Origin of the sequence: Actinomadura syzygii (assembly GCF_008085905.1) — a bacterium.
GTDB lineage: Bacteria > Actinomycetota > Actinomycetes > Streptosporangiales > Streptosporangiaceae > Spirillospora > Spirillospora syzygii.
Genome location: NZ_VSFF01000003.1, coordinates 378651 through 393969, shown reverse-complemented (window position 1 = coordinate 393969; position 15319 = coordinate 378651). Strand labels below are relative to the sequence as shown.

Here is a 15319-nt window from a genome sequence, read left to right as displayed (position 1 = left end):
TCGGGACCCCTCGGTGGAAACGTTTCCATAGCCCCCTGCCGAGCAGGGGTTTTGCGGTACAAACTGGAGTAAACCTCATGGAAACGTTTCCAGGGGAGTCGAGATCGTGAGAAGCTGATCGGAACCGGGCGAATGGGGTGGAACGGATGGCGGACCGGAGACCGGCCACGGTCAAGGACGTGGCGGCCTCGGCGGGCGTCGGCATCGCCACGGTGTCGCGGGTCTTCTCCGGGGCGGGCTCGGTCAGCGCCCCCACCCGCGAGCGGGTGCTCGCCGCCGCCCGCGCGCTGGACTACCGGCCGAGCGCCCTCGGCCGCGGCCTCAAGCTGCGCCGCAGCGGCGGCATCGGGCTGATCGTCCCGGACGTCACCGACCCGTTCTGCGCCGAGCTCGTCGCCGGGGTGCTCGCCTGCGCCCGCACCCTCGGCGAGCACGTGATCGTGGACGCGGCGGGCGGCGACCCGGCCCGCGAGGCCGAGATCGTCGAGCGGCTCGTCGAGCAGCGGGTGGACGGGATCATCGCCCTGCCCGCCGGGGACGAGGCCGACTGGCGCGGCGCCGCGCGGGTGTGCTCCAGCGTCGTGTTCGCGGGCCGCACCCTGCCGGGGATGCCGGACGTGCCGTCCGTCCTCGCCGACGACGCGGGCGGCGTCCGGTCCCTCACCGAGTACCTGGCGGGGCTCGGGCACCGCCGCATCGGGTTCCTCGGCGCCACGCCGGGCGGGCCGTCCCGGGTGCGGGAGCGGGCGTTCCGCGGCACGCTCGGGCGGCTCGGCGTCCCGGTCGAGGAGGACCTCGTCGTCGCCGCGCGCCCGGCCCGCGACGCCGCCTACGCGGCCGCCGCCGGGCTGCTGCAGCGCCGCGCCGACGTCACCGCCGTGCTGGCCGCCGGGCACATCCTCGGCGAGGCCGCCGTCCTCGTGGCCCGCGAGCTGGACCTGCGCGTCCCCGCGGACGTCTCGATCGCGATGGTCGACGACGTGGCGTGGGCCGAGCTGTGCGACCCGCCGCTCACCGCCGTCGCGCGTCCCGGCCACGACGTCGGCTACCGGGCCTGCGAGTTGCTGCTGCGCGAGCCCGCCCGGCGCGGCCGGGGAGGGCCGGTGCTGCTGCCGACCGAACTGGTCGTGCGGGGCAGCTGCGGCCCGCTGCGGAGCCAGCGCCGCTGATCGTCCAGGGGCCGGTGACGGGGCCGATATCGCGGTGGATCGCGCGGAATGAGCCGATCGGTGATCTGATCGGGGTCCAGTCGCGCTAGATTTCCCGCGTGGAGGAGATCGATCGTCAGATCCTGGCGCTGCTCGCCGACGACGGGCGGATGAGTTTCACCGACCTGGCCAAGGAGACCGGCCTGTCGGTGTCGGCCGTGCACCAGCGCGTGCGGCGGCTGCAGAAGCGCGGGGTCATCACCGGGTTCGCCGCCCAGCTCGACAGCCGGGAGATCGGGCTGCCGCTGACCGCGTTCATCTCGATCAAGCCGATCGACCCGGCCGCGCCGGACGACGCGCCGGAGCGGCTCGCCCATCTCCAGGCGATCGAGGCGTGCCACTCGGTCGCCGGGGACGAGAGCTACATCCTCAAGGTGCGGGTCGCGTCCCCGAACGAGCTGGAGGACCTGCTGCAGAAGATCCGCGCCGCCGCGAACGTCGCGACGCGGACGACCGTCGTGCTGAGCACGCCGTGGGAGGCCCGCCGCCCGCCCCTGTGACCCGCCTTCCGGTCCGGCTCAGCGGCCGGGGACGAGGGCGTCCAGGGCCTGCATGGCGCGGTCCAGCGAGGCGCGCGGGTCGGCGTCCGGCCCGGTGATCTCGGGGTCGAAGTTCAGGTCGGCGAACACCTCGGTGACCCCCTGGCCCGCGAGGTCGCGCAGGTCGGCGCGGATCTCGTCGAACGACCCGGTGAGCGGCTTTCGGCCCGCCGCCCCGCCGGGCCTGACCCGCACGGCGCCCCGGCACACGAACCGGAGCGCGGACGGGTCGCGCCCGGCCCGCTCGGCCGCGTCCCGGACGATCCCGATCGACCGTCCGAGGGCGCCGAGGTCGGCGCGGCTGGAGCTGACCCAGCCGTCCGCGAGCCGCCCGGCGCGGCGCAGCGCGGCCTCCGCGCCGCCGCCGAGCAGCACCGGCGGCCCCGGCGACCGCACCGGGCGCGGCTCCATGACGACCGGCGGGACGTCGTAGAACTCGCCGTGGAACTCGGCGGGCCCGCCGCTCCAGAGCGCGCGCAGCACGGCGAGGAACTCCTCGGCGCGGGCCCCGCGCCGCTCCATCGGCGCGCCGACCGCCGCGAACTCCTCGCGCATCCAGCCGAGGCCGAGCCCGAGGTCGAGCCGCCCGCCGCTGACGCGGTCGAGGGAGGCGGCCTGCTTGGCGAGGATCGGCGGCGCGTAGAACGGCAGGTTGACCACGGCGACGCCGAGCCGCACGCGCGAGGTGTGCGCGGCGAGGTAGGCGAGCGTGATGAACGGGTCGGTGACGCTGCGGTACGTCGCGTCGGCCGACCCCGCCGGGTTCAGGACGCGCTGCAGCGTCCACACCGAGTGGTAGCCGAGCTCCTCGGCGCGCCGCGCGACGAGCGCCTGCGCCTCCGGGGTCGCCCAGGCGCCCGTCGTCGGAACGCCGAACCCGATCTCCACGGCCCGCTCCCTCCCGGCCCGGCCCGGACCAGCGCGACCTTACAACGTCAAGGCCGCTGGCCGGCGGCCCCATGATCCATCCAACCACCCGCCGGGGGGAGCGATCAGCGGGGGCGGCGGAACGCGGCGCGCAGCGTGTCGTGGGCGGCGGCCGGTACGCCGAGGTGGTCGAGCCCGAGGAGCGCGGCGCCGAGCAGCGGCGGGTCCTCGGGGACGAGGAGCCGCGCGCGCGGGGCGAGCGCGGCGTAGCGTTCGGCGACGGCGTCCATGAGCAGCGGGCGCCGGGCGGCGAGCACGCCGCCGCCGAGGACGACGTCGGCGGGCGAGTCCAGCAGGTCGAGGCGGCGCAGTGCCACCGAGCCGAGCAGCGCGACCTCCTCCGCCAGCCGGGACACGACCTCGCGGGCCACCTCGTCGCCCGCCTCCGCGACGTCCAGCAGGACGGGCGAGAGCGCGGTGAGGTCGCCCTTGGCGAACTCGCCGTGGTGGATGCCGAGGCCGACGTCCAGGGCGCGGGCGACGCCGAAGTGGGCGGCGACCGCGGCGGACAGCGCCGTCTCCGGGCCCCGGCCGTCCTCGCCGCGGATGCCGTGCCACAGCGCCGAGCGGCCGAGCGAGGAGCCGCCGCCCCAGTCGCCGGTGTGCGGGCCGAGGGAGGGGAACCGCGCGGTCCGCCCGTCCGGGCCGACGCCCGCGCAGTTGATGCCCGCGCCGCACACGACGGCGACGCCCCACCCCGCGGTGACGGCGCTGCGCAGCAGCGCGAACGTGTCGTTCCCGGCGGTGACGCTCGCCGCCGTGCCCCGGTCGAGCAGGACCTTCTCCAGCCGCTCCTCCTCGCCGGGAAGGTCCACGTTGGCGGTGTAGACGGCGAGGTGGGCGACCGGTCCGGGCGCGGCGCCCGCGCCGCGCAGCGCTTCGGCGATCACGGCGGTGAGGGAGTCGACGGCGGCGTCCAGCCCCACCGCGTGCGGCCGGAACCCGTCGCCGCGCACCGTGGCGAGCAGTTCGCCGCCGGTCCCGACGACGGCCGCGTCGATCTTGCTGTTGCCGCCGTCGACGGCGACCAGCACGCCGCCCTCCGGCGCGGGGACGTTCCCGGGAGCGGCCATCACGCGGCCCAGGGGAGGTGGGCGCGGTTGGCGGCCACCAGGTCGCGGGCGAGCCGGTCGGCGATGTCGGCCTGCCCGACGAGGGGGTGGGCGAGCAGCGCGGTCGCGACGCGGTCCACGCCGCCGCGCAGCGCGGCGTCGAGGGCGAGCTCCTCGTAGGCGGACACGTGCGCGACCAGCCCGGCGAACAGCGGCTCGAACGCCGGGACGGGCAGCGGCACCGCCCCCGCCGAGGTGATCCGCGAGGGGACCTCGATGACGGCGCGGTCGTCCAGGAACGGCAGCGTCCCGTGGTTGCGGACGTTCACGACCTGCGCGTCGCCGCGCCCGGTCAGCAGGGACGCGACGAGCTGCACGGCGGCCTCGGAGTAGAACGCGCCGCCGCGCTCCTCCAGCCGGGCGGGCTTGGTGTCCAGCGTCGGGTCTGCGTAGAGGTCGAGGAGGTCGCGTTCGAGCGCCGCGACCTGCTCCGCCCGGGTCTCGGCTCCGCGCAGCTCCTCGACGACCTGGTCGTGCTGGTAGAAGTACCGCAGGTAGTACGACGGGACGGCGCCGAGCCGCCGGACGAACGACGCCGGGAGCCCGGACGCCTTGGCCAGCTCGTCCGGGTGCTCGTCGAGCAGGCGGGGGAGCACCTCCTGGCCGTCCAGCAGCACCGACCGCACCCAGGTGAGGTGGTTCAGCCCGGCGTGGCCGAGGCTGATCCGGTCGGGCGGGACGTCCAGCAGCGCGGCGGCGCGCCGCTGCACCCCGATCGCGACGTTGCACAGGCCGACGGCGCGGTGCCCGGCGTCCAGCAGCGCGCAGGTGACGATGCCGACCGGGTTGGTGAAGTCGACGATCCACGCGTTGGGTGCGAGGTCGGCGACGCGGGCGGCGATGTCCAGCACGACGGGGACGGTGCGCAGCGCCTTCGCGAGCCCGCCCGCGCCGGTCGTCTCCTGCCCGACGCAGCCGCACTCGAGCGGGATCGTCTCGTCGAGGTGCCGGGCGGCCTGGCCGCCGACGCGCAGCTGCAGCAGGACGACGGTCGCGTCGGCGACCGCCTTGTCGAGGTCGGCGGTCGTCGTCACGGTGGCGGGATGCCCGGCGCGGGACAGCATCCGCGCGGCGAGGCCGCCGACGAGGTCCAGCCGCTCGGCGTCCGGGTCCTGCAGGACCAGCTCGGACACCGGCAGCGCGCTGTGGGCCCGCGCGAGCCCGTCGACGAGTTCCGGGGTGTAGGTGGACCCACCCCCGATGACAGTCAGCTTCAACCCTTCACTCCCGTCAAGGTCACACCCTGGATGAACACTCGCTGGGCGAGGAAGAACACGATGAGCACGGGCAGGATCGTCAGCAGCGTCGCCGCCATGGTGAGGTTCCACTCGACGCGGTGCGCCTGGCGGAAGGTGGCGACGCCGATGGCGAGCGTCCAGTGGTCGGGGTCGGCGTAGACGAGCGGCCGGAAGTAGTCGTTCCAGCAGTAGAAGAACTGGAACAGCGCGACCGCGGCCAGCGCCGGCTTCGCCATCGGCAGGACGACCCGCAGCATGGTGCGCAGCTCCCCGCAGCCGTCCACGCGGGCCGCGTCGGCGTACTCGCGGGGGATCGTCACGAGGAACTGGCGGAGCAGGAAGATGGAGAACGCGTCCCCGAACAGCTGCGGGATGATCAGCGGCCACAGCGTCCCGGTCAGCTCGAACCGCGACCAGACGATGTACAGCGGCACCATCGTGACCTGCGGCGGCAGCATCATCGCGGAGATCACCACGACCAGCGCGGCGTTGCGGCCGCGGAACCGGAACCGGGCGAGCGCGTACGCCGCTGGGACGCTCGACACCAGCATGAACACCGTCGACAGGGACGCGTAGACGACGCTGTTGACCGTCCAGCGGACCATGTCGCCGCTGAACACGTCCACGAAGTTGCCGAACTCCCAGTTCCGCGGCCACAGGTCGCCGGTCAGCGCCTGCCGGTCGGTCATCACGGCGGTCAGCGCCATGAACGCCAGCGGCGCGAGGAACATCACGCCGATCGCGACGGCGGTGGCGTGCACCGCCACCCACAGCAGCGCCCGCCGCGCCCTGCTCCCCGACCGCATCCTCTGCCGGGACGTGGCAGCCGCCGTCATGACGCCTCCTCACCGGCGAAAGCGCGGAACTGGCGCAGCAGGAACAGGGTGAAGACCATCGCGATGGCGAACATGACCAGCGCGAGGACGCAGGCGTACCCCATGTTGAACTGGCGGAACCCCTGGTCGTAGAGCCATTGGGGGAGCGTCAGCGTGGAGCCGTCGGGGTAGCCGGGGGAGTACTGCGTGCCGGGCAGGTCGGCCCGCCCGGACGCGACCTTCCCCGCCACCATCGGCTGCGTGAAGTACTGCAACGTCTCGATCACGCCGGTGACGGCGGAGAAGGCGAGGACGGGCGAGATCGTCGGCAGCGTGATGTGCCGGAACCGCGACCACGCCCCGGCGCCGTCGATCGCGGCGGCCTCGTACAGCGACTGCGGGACGTTCAGCAGCGCCGCCAGCATGATGATCATGACGTCGCCGACCGCCCACAGGGCGAGCAGGGTCAGCCCCGGCTTGGCCCAGGGGGCGTCGTTGAAGAAGTCCGGCAGCGGGATGCCGAGCCGGTCGGTGATGGTGTGGAACGGCCCGGTGCCGGGGTTCATCAGGAACACGAACGCGACCGTCGCCGAGACGGGCGGGATCAGGTACGGCACGTACAGGACGGACCGCAGCAGCCCCCCGCCCCGCTTGACCTTCGTCATGAGCTGGGCGGTGCCGAGCCCGAACAGCACCTTCAGCGGCACGAGGACGACGATCAGCCACAGCGTGTTGCGCATGGACGTCCACGCTTCACCGTCGTGCAGCAGGTACTTGTAGTTGTCCAGGCCGATGTACTCAAGCGTGAACAGGTTGTACCGGGTGAAGGAGAAGTAGACGGTCGCGGCGAGGGGGTAGGCGAAGAACAGCGCGAAGCCGACCAGCCACGGGGACAGGAACGCGAGGACCCGGAGGCGCCGGCGGCGGCGCGCCCGCGCCGCCGCCGTCCCGGTCCGCGTCCCGGTGAAGGGGACGCGCAGTGAACCGGGTGCCACGGGTCAGCCTCCGGCGAGCTTCAGCGCGCCGTCGACGTCGCCGTCGAGCTTCTTCAGCGCCGCACCGGGGTCGCCGACCTTGCCGGGCTCCCACTCCTCCTGGACGAACTTCTGGAACCGGACGACGTAGTCGTTGCCGTTCGGGGTGGGGGGCGTGGTGCTGCTCGCCGGGTTCTTGAAGACGTCCAGGAACGTGCGGAACTGCGGCGGCAGCGTCAGCTTCGTCGACGACAGCGACGGGATGGTGGACGGCACGTTGCCGAGCGCGTTGGCGAACGTGACCAGCGCCTCGGTGTTCGTGGTGAGGTACTGGACGAACTCCCACCCGGCCTGCGCGTGCTTGGCGCCGCGCGGGACGCCGATGACGGTGCCGGTGACGAACCCGCCGCCGTAGGAGGACGCGCGGTCGTCGGAGACCGGCGCGGGCGCGGTGCCGTAGTCGAGGCTCGACGCCTCCTGCTGGATGAACTTGGTGCGCCATTCACCGTCGATGGCCATCGCGACCTTCCCCTTCTGGAAGGGGTTGGACGACTCGAACTCCTGCCCGAGCGAGCGCAGGAACTTCTTCACGTTCTTGTAGCCGTACCAGTCGATGAGCTCTTTGTTCCATTTCAGGTACGCCTGGAACTGCGGGTCGCCCGCGAAGTTGGCCTTTCCGTCGTCGGTCAGCCATTTCACGCCGAACTGCGGCGCGAGGTGCTGCACCTGGTGCTCGTAGTACTGCGCGGACGGCATGAACCCGGCGACCTTGATGGTGCCGTCGGGGTCGCGGACGGTGAGCTTCTTGGCGAGCGCGGTCAGCTCGCTCATCGTCTTCGGCGGCTGCTCGCCCTTCATCAGCTTCTTGTTGTAGTAGAGGCCGTAGGCGTCGGCGAGCAGCGGCATCGCGCAGCGGACGCCCTTGTACTCGGTGTACTTGCGGACGGCCGCGGGGAACTGGTTCAGGTCCAGCTTCGACTTGGTGATGTAGGGCGACAGGTTCTGCCACGCGCCGCTCTGGCACCACTGGCCGACGCTGTCGGTGGTGAAGGACGACACCACGTCCGGCGGGTTCCCGCCCCGGATGGCGTTGGTGATCCGGTCGTCGGTCTGCCCCCCGACGAGCTTGACGGTGATGTTCGGATGCTCCTTGTTGAACCCGGCGACGGCGTCCTGGAACGCCTTCACCTCGTGCGGGGCGTTCCACCCGTGCCAGACCTGGATCGTCTGCTTCTCGTCGGCCTTCGGGCCGTCGTCGGTCTTGTCTCCGCCGGCCGTGCAGGCGGCGGTGAGGCCGAGCCCGGCGGCGGTCAGGGCCGCCACGAGCCGGCGCGTGCTGATGATGGTGGCCACTCCGGTTCTCCTTATGGGGGGTGGGGGTTTCCGGGGTCGTCAGGGGACGGTGCTGGAGAAGACCTCGTCGCGGGTCTCCCGGAGGGCCTGCTGGAGCGCCCCGGCCAGGACCGGGTTCCCCTGGACGGTGCTGAGCCGCACCTCGGGACGGGGGATCGTCAGGCTGTGCAGGTGCTGCTCGACGCGGGCGCGCAGCGGCTCACCGCCGGCGCGCAGCACCTCGCCGTTCAGGACGACGAGGGCGGGGTCGAGGACGCCCACCACGGTGGCGAGCGTGACGCCGAGCCGGGACGCGAGCTCGGTCAGGGCGCGTTCGGCGCGGGCGCCCGCGTCGGTCGCGGTGCGGGCCCCGGCCGCGCCCACGTCGGCGGCGGCGCGGCCGAGCGCGGTGACGGCGTCGCGGCCGCGGAAGCCGTGCTCGCGCATCAGCTTCAGCACGGCGAGGCCGCCGACGAGGCTGTGCACGCCGCCGGTGTGGGTGCGGCGCACGTCCCGCATCAGCGGCGCGCCGATCGCGGGCATGTAGCCGATCTCGCCCGCGCCGCCGGTCGCGCCGCGGTGCAGCGCGCCGTTCAGCACGACGGCCATGCCGACGCCGTCGGCGACCCACAGCAGGACGAAGTCGCCCGCGCCCGCGGCCTGCCCGCCGGCGCGCTCGGCGAGCGCGGCGAGGTTGACGTCGTTCTCGATCGCGACCCGCACGCCGAGCCCGTCGCTCAGCGTCGCGACCAGGTCGGGGATGTGCCAGCCGGGGATGTGGGACGCGTACCCGAGACGTCCGGTGGCGGGGTCGACGGCGCCCTGGATGCCGATGACGGCGAGGCCGAGGGCGGCGCGGTCCAGCCCGGCGGCCGCGGCGGCGCCGTCGAGGGCGGCGGCCATGCGGGCGACGACGTCGACGCCGGTGCGGGCGGGCGTCGGGAGGGTGTGCTCGCCGACGACCGTCCCGGCGAGGTCGGCGACGCTGACCCGGATCCGGGCGGGCGTGACGTCGGCGCCCGCGACGTGCGCGGCGGACCCGTTGATGCGGTACAGCTCGGCGGTGCGTCCCGGGAGGCCCTCGCGGATGCCGTCCCGGACGACGAGCCCGGCGTCCTCCAGCCGGGCGAGCAGCTGCGACGCGGTCGGCTTGGAGATGCCGGTGAGGTCGGAGATCTGCGGCCGGGTCAGCGGCCCCCGGTCGAGCAGCGCCTCCAGCGCCGCGCGGTCGTTGATCGCCCGCAGCAGGCTCGGGGTCCCGGGGACGGGCGTGGACACGGCGGCGCCTCCGCGTTAAGAAGGTTTCCTAACTTGGAGGAGAAAGTAAGGACTCTTAACGAATGCGTCAAGACCTTCGCAGGGCGCGGTGCTCAGGGGGGCGGTGCTCAGGGGGGCGGTGCTCAGGGGGCGGCGACGATGAAGCTGGAGTTGCCGAAGCCGACCTCGTCGCCCGGACGGACGCGGGCGGGCCCGGTCAGCCGCCAGCCGTTGACCCGCGTCCCGTTCATGGACCCGAGGTCGGAGATCATCCACCCCTCGTCCGCGCGGTAGATCTCGGCGTGGAACCGCGACACGGTCAGGTCGGTGAGGATGAACTGGCAGGCCGGGGCGCGGCCGACGACGATGCGCCCGAGGTCCTTCGGCGGCAGCGTGAAGCGCGGCAGCCGCGGCGCCCGCCAGGCCGCCTCGAACCGCGCGGTGGCCTGCGAGACCGAGGACACGATGCCGGTCAGCCGGTTCAGCACCCGGTTCCCGGACGGCAGGTCGTGCACGATGTCGGCCAGCTCGGCCTGGCTGCGCGCGCGCAGGACCTGGTCGACGCGCCGCTCGAAGGTCTCGTGCGACATGCGGCCCTCGGCCACGCGGTCGCTCAGGGCCCGCAGCACGCGGTCCCGCTCGGTGTCGGACGCTCTCACCGGGAATGAGGGCTGACCGTCCATGTCGTTGAGTATCCAGTCCCCGTCGTCGGCTTGTCCATCTGCGGCCGTCAGACGAGGGTGGGCGATCGCCCTCACCCACCCTCCCCCTCTTCGACGCGGCCCGGCCGCCGGAAGTTCGCGGCGTGTTCGCCGCGAAACGCCCGCCCGGACGGGGCTCTCGGACCGGTTCCCGGACGGTTCAGCGCGACAGCAGGTCACGGGCGATATGGGTGACCTGGATCTCGTCGGTGCCCGCGTAGATCTGGAAGGACTTGGCGTCGCGGGCGAGCTGCTCGACCCGGAACTCGCTCATGTAGCCGTTGCCGCCGAACAGCTGCACGGCCTCCTGCGCGACCTCGCTCGCGGCCTGCGCCGCGTACAGCTTCATCGCCGACGCCTCGGCGAGCGTGGGCGTCCGCCCGGCCCGCTGCATCTCGATGTGCCGGAACACCAGGTTCTGGACGTTCAGCCGCGCGACCTCCATCTTGGCGAGCTTGAGCTGGATGAGCTGGAAGTCGCCGATCCGCTGCCCCCACAGCTCGCGCGCCTTCGCGTACTCGACGGACAGGTGCAGGCACTCCTCGATGACGCCGAGCGCCATCGCCGCGACGCCCGCGCGCTCGGTGACGAAGTTCTGCCGCGCCGACTCCCGGCCGCCGCCCTCGCCCGCCGCGAGGAGCCGGTCGGCGCCCGCGCGGACGTCGGTGAGCGACAGCTCGCCGGTGGGGGAGGAGTGCAGGCCCATCTTGCGCAGCGGCCGGCTCTGCTCCAGGCCCGGCATGCCCTTGTCCAGGACGAACGTGAGGATCTCCCGGTCGCGCGGGGCGCGCCCGTCGTCGAGTTTGCAGTAGAAGACGATGGTGTCGGCGTAAGGGCCGTTGGTGATGAACGTCTTGGCACCGTTGATGACGTACTCGTCGCCGACCTTGCGCGCGGTGGCCTGCATGCCGCCGAAGGCGTCCGACCCGGAGTTCGGCTCGGTGATCGCCCACGCGCCGATCTTCTCCATGGTGAGCAGCGGGAGGGCCCAGCGCTCCCGCTGCTCGGGCGTGCCGCGCTTCATGATCGTTCCGGCGGCGAGGCCGAGGCCGACGCCCATCGCCGCGACCAGGCCGGGCGCGACCCGGCACAGCTCGATGACGGGGATCATCGTCATCGCCGCGCTGCCGCCGCCCGTCCGCTCCCCGGCGTCCGCGTCCTTCTGCGTGCGGGACCGGAAGGACGAGCGGGCCACCTCGTCCATCCCGAACGTCTTGTAGAGGTCGCGCAGCAGGTCGTACGGGGGCAGGTCGCCGGACTCCAGCGCGTCCAGGTTCGGCCTGACCTCGGCGTCGATCCAGCCGCGCACCGCGTCCCGGATCATCAGGTCTTCGTCGGACCACTCGATCATGCTCGTCCCGCCCTCCGCCGGATGCCTGCGGGACCATCCAAGCAGAAGACGAAAGCGAGCGCTTACTCGGGGAGTCGGACCACGTCGGCGACGACCCCGCCCCGGTCGGTGAGCCGGTCTGGGGACGGGCTGTCGTACACGACGAGCAGGCGGGTGCCGGGCGCGCCGGGCTCGTCCAGGACGGCGATGCCCTCGGCGTGGTCGTCGCCGTCGCCGTAGGGGAGTTCGCCGAGCACCTCCAGCTCGTCCGCGGTGACGATCTCCGCCGCGTCCGCCTCGGCGGCGCCCGGCCAGCGGACGAGCCTTACCGGCCCGTCCAGGTCCATGCTGGGACCGGTGAGGACGAGCAGGTCGTCGCCGTGCGGGCACAGGTCGCGGATGCCGAGGCCGCCGAGGTCGAGGAAGTGCGTGCGGTAGCGGTCGCCGCCGTCGCCGACGGGCAGCAGGCGGAGGCGGCGCGGGTCGTCGGGGTGGGTGTCCGGGCGGATCTCGACCAGCACCGCCCAGCCGCGCAGCACCGGGCCGCGCAGCCCGATGTAGAGGCGGTCGCCGTGTGCGGCGACGCCCTCGATGTCGATGCCGTTGTCCTTGCTCGGGATGGACAGGAACGGCGCGAGGTGCGGGTCGTCGTCGAGCAGGTCGGTGATCGAGTCCTTGTCGAGGCCGAGGACGGCGGCGGTGCGCCCGCCGTCCTCGCGGACGACGTGCGGCAGCCCGTCCGCGCCGGTCGCCAGCGGCAGCCGCACGAGGACGAAGCGGTTGTCCTCGCGGACGACGGTGGCGAGCCGCTTGCGCGCCTTCGCGTCGCGCTGCCCCGGCTTGATCTTCTTGCGCTTGAGGCTGTGCGAGCCGATCGCCCACAGCCAGCCGTTGGCGCGGGCGAGGCCCTCGATGTCGGCCTCCTCGTCCGGCCCGGCGGGCAGCGGGACGAGGTCGGCGAGCGCGACGGTCTCCTGCGCCGCGTAGCCGGTCACCCGCCCGTCGCCGTCGAGCTCGGCGGTCAGCCGCTCGATGGTGGCGGTCTCGTCCCCCGCGACCCACAGGCAGCGTCCGTCCTGGCGGACGGCGGACAGGTTGGTGTGCGTCTCGGCCTCACGGCTTTCCCACCCGAAGCGCAGCTCGACCCGGCGTTCCACGATCATTGGGAAATGCTCCCATATACGGGGCTCAGGCGTCCCACTGGACGTGCAGGTGGGGCGGCTTGCGGAACACCAGTCCCCGCGGCCGGGCCGGACGCGACGGGTCGAGCCGCAGCCCCGGCAGCCGCTCCAGCAGCGCGGCGAGCGCGGTGTGCGCCTCCAGCCGGGCGAGGTGGGCGCCGAAGCAGAAGTGCGGGCCGCGCGCGAACGCCAGGTGGTCGGCGGCGTTGCTCCGCCGCACGTCGAAGCGGTCGGGGTCGGGGAAGACGGACGGGTCGCGGTTGGCCCCCGCGATCGACACCCGCACCAGGTCGCCCTCGCGGATCCGCGCCCCTTCGAGGGCGGCGTCGCGGGTGGCGTACCGGTCGACGACCGACGCGGACGGCTCCAGCCGCAGCGACTCCTCGATCGCGGCGTCCAGCAGTCCGGGGTCCTCGCGGACGAGTTCGAGCTGGCCGGGGTGGCCGAGCAGGTGCATCGCCGCGTTGGCGATCATCCCCTCGGTGGTGTCGATGCCGCCGAACATCAGGATCGCGGCGTTCGCGACGACCTCGGCGGTGGTCAGCCCGGCCTCGTCCCGCGCCGCCCCGGCCAGCAGCGAGCCGGGACGGGACGCCCGGATCGCGTCCTCGACCGCGGCGGTGAGCAGCCGGTACGCCTCGCCCGCCGCGGTCGGCGCGGCGCCGCCCGCCGTGATCGCGGACACGGCGTCGACGAACGCGCCGTACCAGGAGCGGACGGTCGCCGCGTCCACGCCGTCCAGCCCGAGGGCCTCGGCGACGACCGCGACGGCGAGCGGACCGGCGACGTCGCCGCGCAGCTCGGCCCGCCCGGCGGGCGCGATCCCGGCGACGAGCCGGTCGACCTCGGCCGCGACGAACGCGGTGAACCGCTCCCGCGTCGGCGCGGGCCGGAACGGGCGGGCGAACGGGTCGCGGTGCCGGGTGTGGACGGGTCCGTCCAGCGACAGCATGCTCGGCCCGACGACCTGCGCGGTGGAGAAGCGCGGGTCGTCCACGGTGAACGCGGCGGCGTCGCGCAGCACCCGCTGCGCCGGGTCGCGGGCGGTGACCAGCCAGCCGCCGAGCGCGGGGAGCCAGGAGACTGGCTCGCGCTCCCGCAGCCGCGCGAGGCGCGGATGCGGGTCGTCGTCCAGTTCGGCCGTCGTGACGGCGGCGCCGAGCGGGAAACGGGAGGTCAGGTCGGTCGTCATCCGTCCGAGCATAGATCGCCCTGCTAATGATCTACAACGTAAAGGCGTCGGGCGGTGCGACGGATCAGACGCGGCGCGACCGGTCAGGCGGCGTCGGCCTGCCGCCGCCACCATTCCCGGCCCCGCTCCGGCAGCGTGTAGATCGGGTCGTGGTACTCGTACCGCCGGGTCAGCGCGTCGGGGTCGGACGCCTCCAGGGCGGTGCGGTAGTTCTTCGTCCAGTAGGAGATCCCGCGCTCGCGGTCGTAGTCGGCGAGCTGGTGCACCCAGCGTTTGCCGACGTAGGGGACGTCGCAGACGATCCGCGGGGTGGCGAAGCCGGGGAGGTAGCCCATGATCGCGTGCTGCAGCTCCTGCGCCTCCCAGACGGCGAGGCGCCAGTGCTCGCTGTAGGGGATCATGTCGCACATGTACAGGTAGTAGGGCATGATCCCGGCCTCGTCGAGCAGCGCGAACGACAGGTCGAGCAGCGCGGCGGGGGAGTCGTTCACGCCGCGCAGCAGCACGCCCTGGTTCCGGACGTCGCGGACGCCGGTGTCGAGCATCGCCCGCGCCGCCTTCGCGACGAGCGGCGTCACCGAGCCGGCGGCGTTGACGTGGGTGTGGATCGCGATCTGCGCGCCGCGCTCGCGGGCCTTGGTGGCGAGGCGCTCCATGCCCGCGCGGACCTCGTCCTGCAGCCAGTGCTGCGGCAGGCCCATGAGCGCCTTGCTGGCGAGGCGGATGTCGCGGATGTTGTCGATGTCGAGCAGGTCGCTGACGAACGACTCCAGCCGGGGCCAGGGCATGTTGGCGACGTCGCCGCCGGACACGACCACGTCGCGGACGCCGGGCGTGCGGCGCAGGTAGTCGAGCATGGCGCCGAGCCGGTCCGGCGGCTTGACGGTGAACTTGTGCTTGTCGACGTTCGGGGTGGAGTTGCCGACGAGGTCCATGCGGGTGCAGTGCCCGCAGTACTGCGGGCACGTCGGCAGAATCTCCGCCAGGACCTTGGTGGGGTAGCGGTGCGTGAGGCCCTCGACGGCCCACATCTCGGCCTCGTGCAGCGAGTCGCGCTCGGCGAGCGGGTGGGAGGGCCAGTCGGCGCGCCGGTCGCTGAACACCGGAAGCATGTAGCGCCGGACGGGGTCGGCGTAGAAGGCGCCGGTGGAGGAGGTGTCCATCGTGTTGAGCATCTGCGGGGGCAGCAGCATCGACATGGTGGCGCGTTCGGCCTGGTCACGTTCCAGGTCGGCGTAGAAGGACTCGTCGAGCAGGCCGCCCATGACCGAGCGGAGCTGGCGCAGGTTCTTCACGCAGTGGGCACGCTGCCACTGCGCGGACTCCCACTCCTCGCGGGTGACGTCGCGCCAGCCGGGCAGGCGCCGCCAGTCCGGCTCCTCCAGGGGCCGGCGCCGGTACTCGTACGGCTGGGCGGTCTCGGCGGACCGGGCCCCGCGGCCCGGCTCCGGATGCAGGGCAGTGGTCATCGTCGACCGCCTCCTCGCCTCACGGGTGTTCGCATAAAACTCTT

The 15319-nt window shown here is 73.3% G+C and carries 14 protein-coding genes; 2 read left to right on the top strand and 12 right to left on the bottom strand.

Annotated features, from left to right (window positions below; translation table 11 throughout):
* The first annotated feature begins 146 nt into the window (after positions 1 to 146).
* Entirely contained in the window at positions 147 to 1169 is a 1023-nt protein-coding gene (locus tag FXF65_RS09020) for a LacI family DNA-binding transcriptional regulator (RefSeq protein ID WP_148349246.1), read from the top strand.
* 98 nt (positions 1170 to 1267) lie between these two features.
* Positions 1268 to 1708 carry an Lrp/AsnC family transcriptional regulator gene (locus FXF65_RS09015; RefSeq protein WP_148349245.1) on the top strand — a complete coding sequence of 147 codons (441 nt, stop codon included), beginning with the start codon at positions 1268 to 1270 and terminating at the stop codon, positions 1706 to 1708.
* 18 nt (positions 1709 to 1726) lie between these two features.
* On the opposite strand, the gene FXF65_RS09010 is transcribed toward FXF65_RS09015, so the two are convergent.
* The 12 genes from FXF65_RS09010 to FXF65_RS08955 all read right to left on the bottom strand — a co-directional run bounded on the left by FXF65_RS09010 (position 1727) and on the right by FXF65_RS08955 (position 15275).
* Positions 1727 to 2635, bottom strand: coding sequence for a TIGR03619 family F420-dependent LLM class oxidoreductase (locus FXF65_RS09010; protein ID WP_148349244.1), 909 nt, complete (start codon positions 2633 to 2635; stop codon positions 1727 to 1729).
* A gap of 104 nt (positions 2636 to 2739) precedes the next feature.
* Positions 2740 to 3747, bottom strand: a complete 1008-nt coding sequence (locus tag FXF65_RS09005; protein ID WP_148349488.1) for an N-acetylglucosamine kinase — start codon at positions 3745 to 3747, stop codon at positions 2740 to 2742.
* A complete protein-coding gene (locus FXF65_RS09000; protein ID WP_148349243.1) occupies positions 3747 to 5003 on the bottom strand; it encodes a 6-phospho-beta-glucosidase in 1257 nt (418 codons plus the stop codon). Before FXF65_RS09000 ends, FXF65_RS09005 begins: the two co-directional genes overlap by 1 nt.
* Positions 5000 to 5860 carry a carbohydrate ABC transporter permease gene (locus FXF65_RS08995; protein WP_148349242.1) on the bottom strand — a complete coding sequence of 287 codons (861 nt, stop codon included), beginning with the start codon at positions 5858 to 5860 and terminating at the stop codon, positions 5000 to 5002. Before FXF65_RS08995 ends, FXF65_RS09000 begins: the two co-directional genes overlap by 4 nt.
* A complete protein-coding gene (locus FXF65_RS08990; RefSeq protein WP_246198437.1) occupies positions 5857 to 6834 on the bottom strand; it encodes a carbohydrate ABC transporter permease in 978 nt (325 codons plus the stop codon). Before FXF65_RS08990 ends, FXF65_RS08995 begins: the two co-directional genes overlap by 4 nt.
* 3 nt (positions 6835 to 6837) lie before the next feature.
* Positions 6838 to 8166, bottom strand: coding sequence for an ABC transporter substrate-binding protein (locus FXF65_RS08985; RefSeq protein WP_187412182.1), 1329 nt, complete (start codon positions 8164 to 8166; stop codon positions 6838 to 6840).
* Between the two features lie 39 nt (positions 8167 to 8205).
* Complete coding sequence (locus tag FXF65_RS08980) at positions 8206 to 9423, bottom strand: ROK family transcriptional regulator (protein WP_148349240.1); 1218 nt, start codon at positions 9421 to 9423, stop codon at positions 8206 to 8208.
* Between the two features lie 122 nt (positions 9424 to 9545).
* The gene (locus FXF65_RS08975) at positions 9546 to 10085 is read right to left on the bottom strand and encodes an FHA domain-containing protein (protein WP_148349239.1); all 540 of its coding nucleotides are present in this window, start codon (positions 10083 to 10085) and stop codon (positions 9546 to 9548) included.
* Positions 10086 to 10263: 178 nt separating this feature from the next.
* Positions 10264 to 11454: an acyl-CoA dehydrogenase family protein gene (locus FXF65_RS08970; RefSeq protein ID WP_148349238.1), complete on the bottom strand. Its 1191-nt coding sequence runs from the start codon at positions 11452 to 11454 to the stop codon at positions 10264 to 10266.
* A 62-nt stretch (positions 11455 to 11516) separates the two neighbouring features.
* On the bottom strand, positions 11517 to 12596 hold the full coding sequence (locus FXF65_RS08965; RefSeq protein WP_148349237.1) for a DUF3616 domain-containing protein: 1080 nt from the start codon (positions 12594 to 12596) through the stop codon (positions 11517 to 11519).
* Positions 12597 to 12621: 25 nt separating this feature from the next.
* Complete coding sequence (locus tag FXF65_RS08960) at positions 12622 to 13806, bottom strand: cytochrome P450 (protein WP_148349236.1); 1185 nt, start codon at positions 13804 to 13806, stop codon at positions 12622 to 12624.
* 83 nt (positions 13807 to 13889) lie between these two features.
* Complete coding sequence (locus tag FXF65_RS08955; protein WP_148349235.1) at positions 13890 to 15275, bottom strand: KamA family radical SAM protein; 1386 nt, start codon at positions 15273 to 15275, stop codon at positions 13890 to 13892.
* Positions 15276 to 15319 lie beyond the last annotated feature (44 nt).

Bases quoted from the DNA above. Each gene is read 5' to 3' on its own strand.
- FXF65_RS08965 (WP_148349237.1), bottom strand. From the start codon at position 12,596: ATGATCGTGGAACGCCGGGTCGAGCTGCGCTTCGGGTGGGAAAGCCGT.
- FXF65_RS09020 (WP_148349246.1), top strand. From the start codon at position 147: ATGGCGGACCGGAGACCGGCCACGGTCAAGGACGTGGCGGCCTCGGCG.
- FXF65_RS08955 (WP_148349235.1), bottom strand. From the start codon at position 15,275: ATGACCACTGCCCTGCATCCGGAGCCGGGCCGCGGGGCCCGGTCCGCC.
- FXF65_RS09005 (WP_148349488.1), bottom strand. From the start codon at position 3,747: ATGGCCGCTCCCGGGAACGTCCCCGCGCCGGAGGGCGGCGTGCTGGTC.
- FXF65_RS08995 (WP_148349242.1), bottom strand. From the start codon at position 5,860: ATGACGGCGGCTGCCACGTCCCGGCAGAGGATGCGGTCGGGGAGCAGG.
- FXF65_RS08970 (WP_148349238.1), bottom strand. From the start codon at position 11,454: ATGATCGAGTGGTCCGACGAAGACCTGATGATCCGGGACGCGGTGCGC.
- FXF65_RS08975 (WP_148349239.1), bottom strand. From the start codon at position 10,085: ATGGACGGTCAGCCCTCATTCCCGGTGAGAGCGTCCGACACCGAGCGG.
- FXF65_RS08960 (WP_148349236.1), bottom strand. From the start codon at position 13,806: ATGACGACCGACCTGACCTCCCGTTTCCCGCTCGGCGCCGCCGTCACG.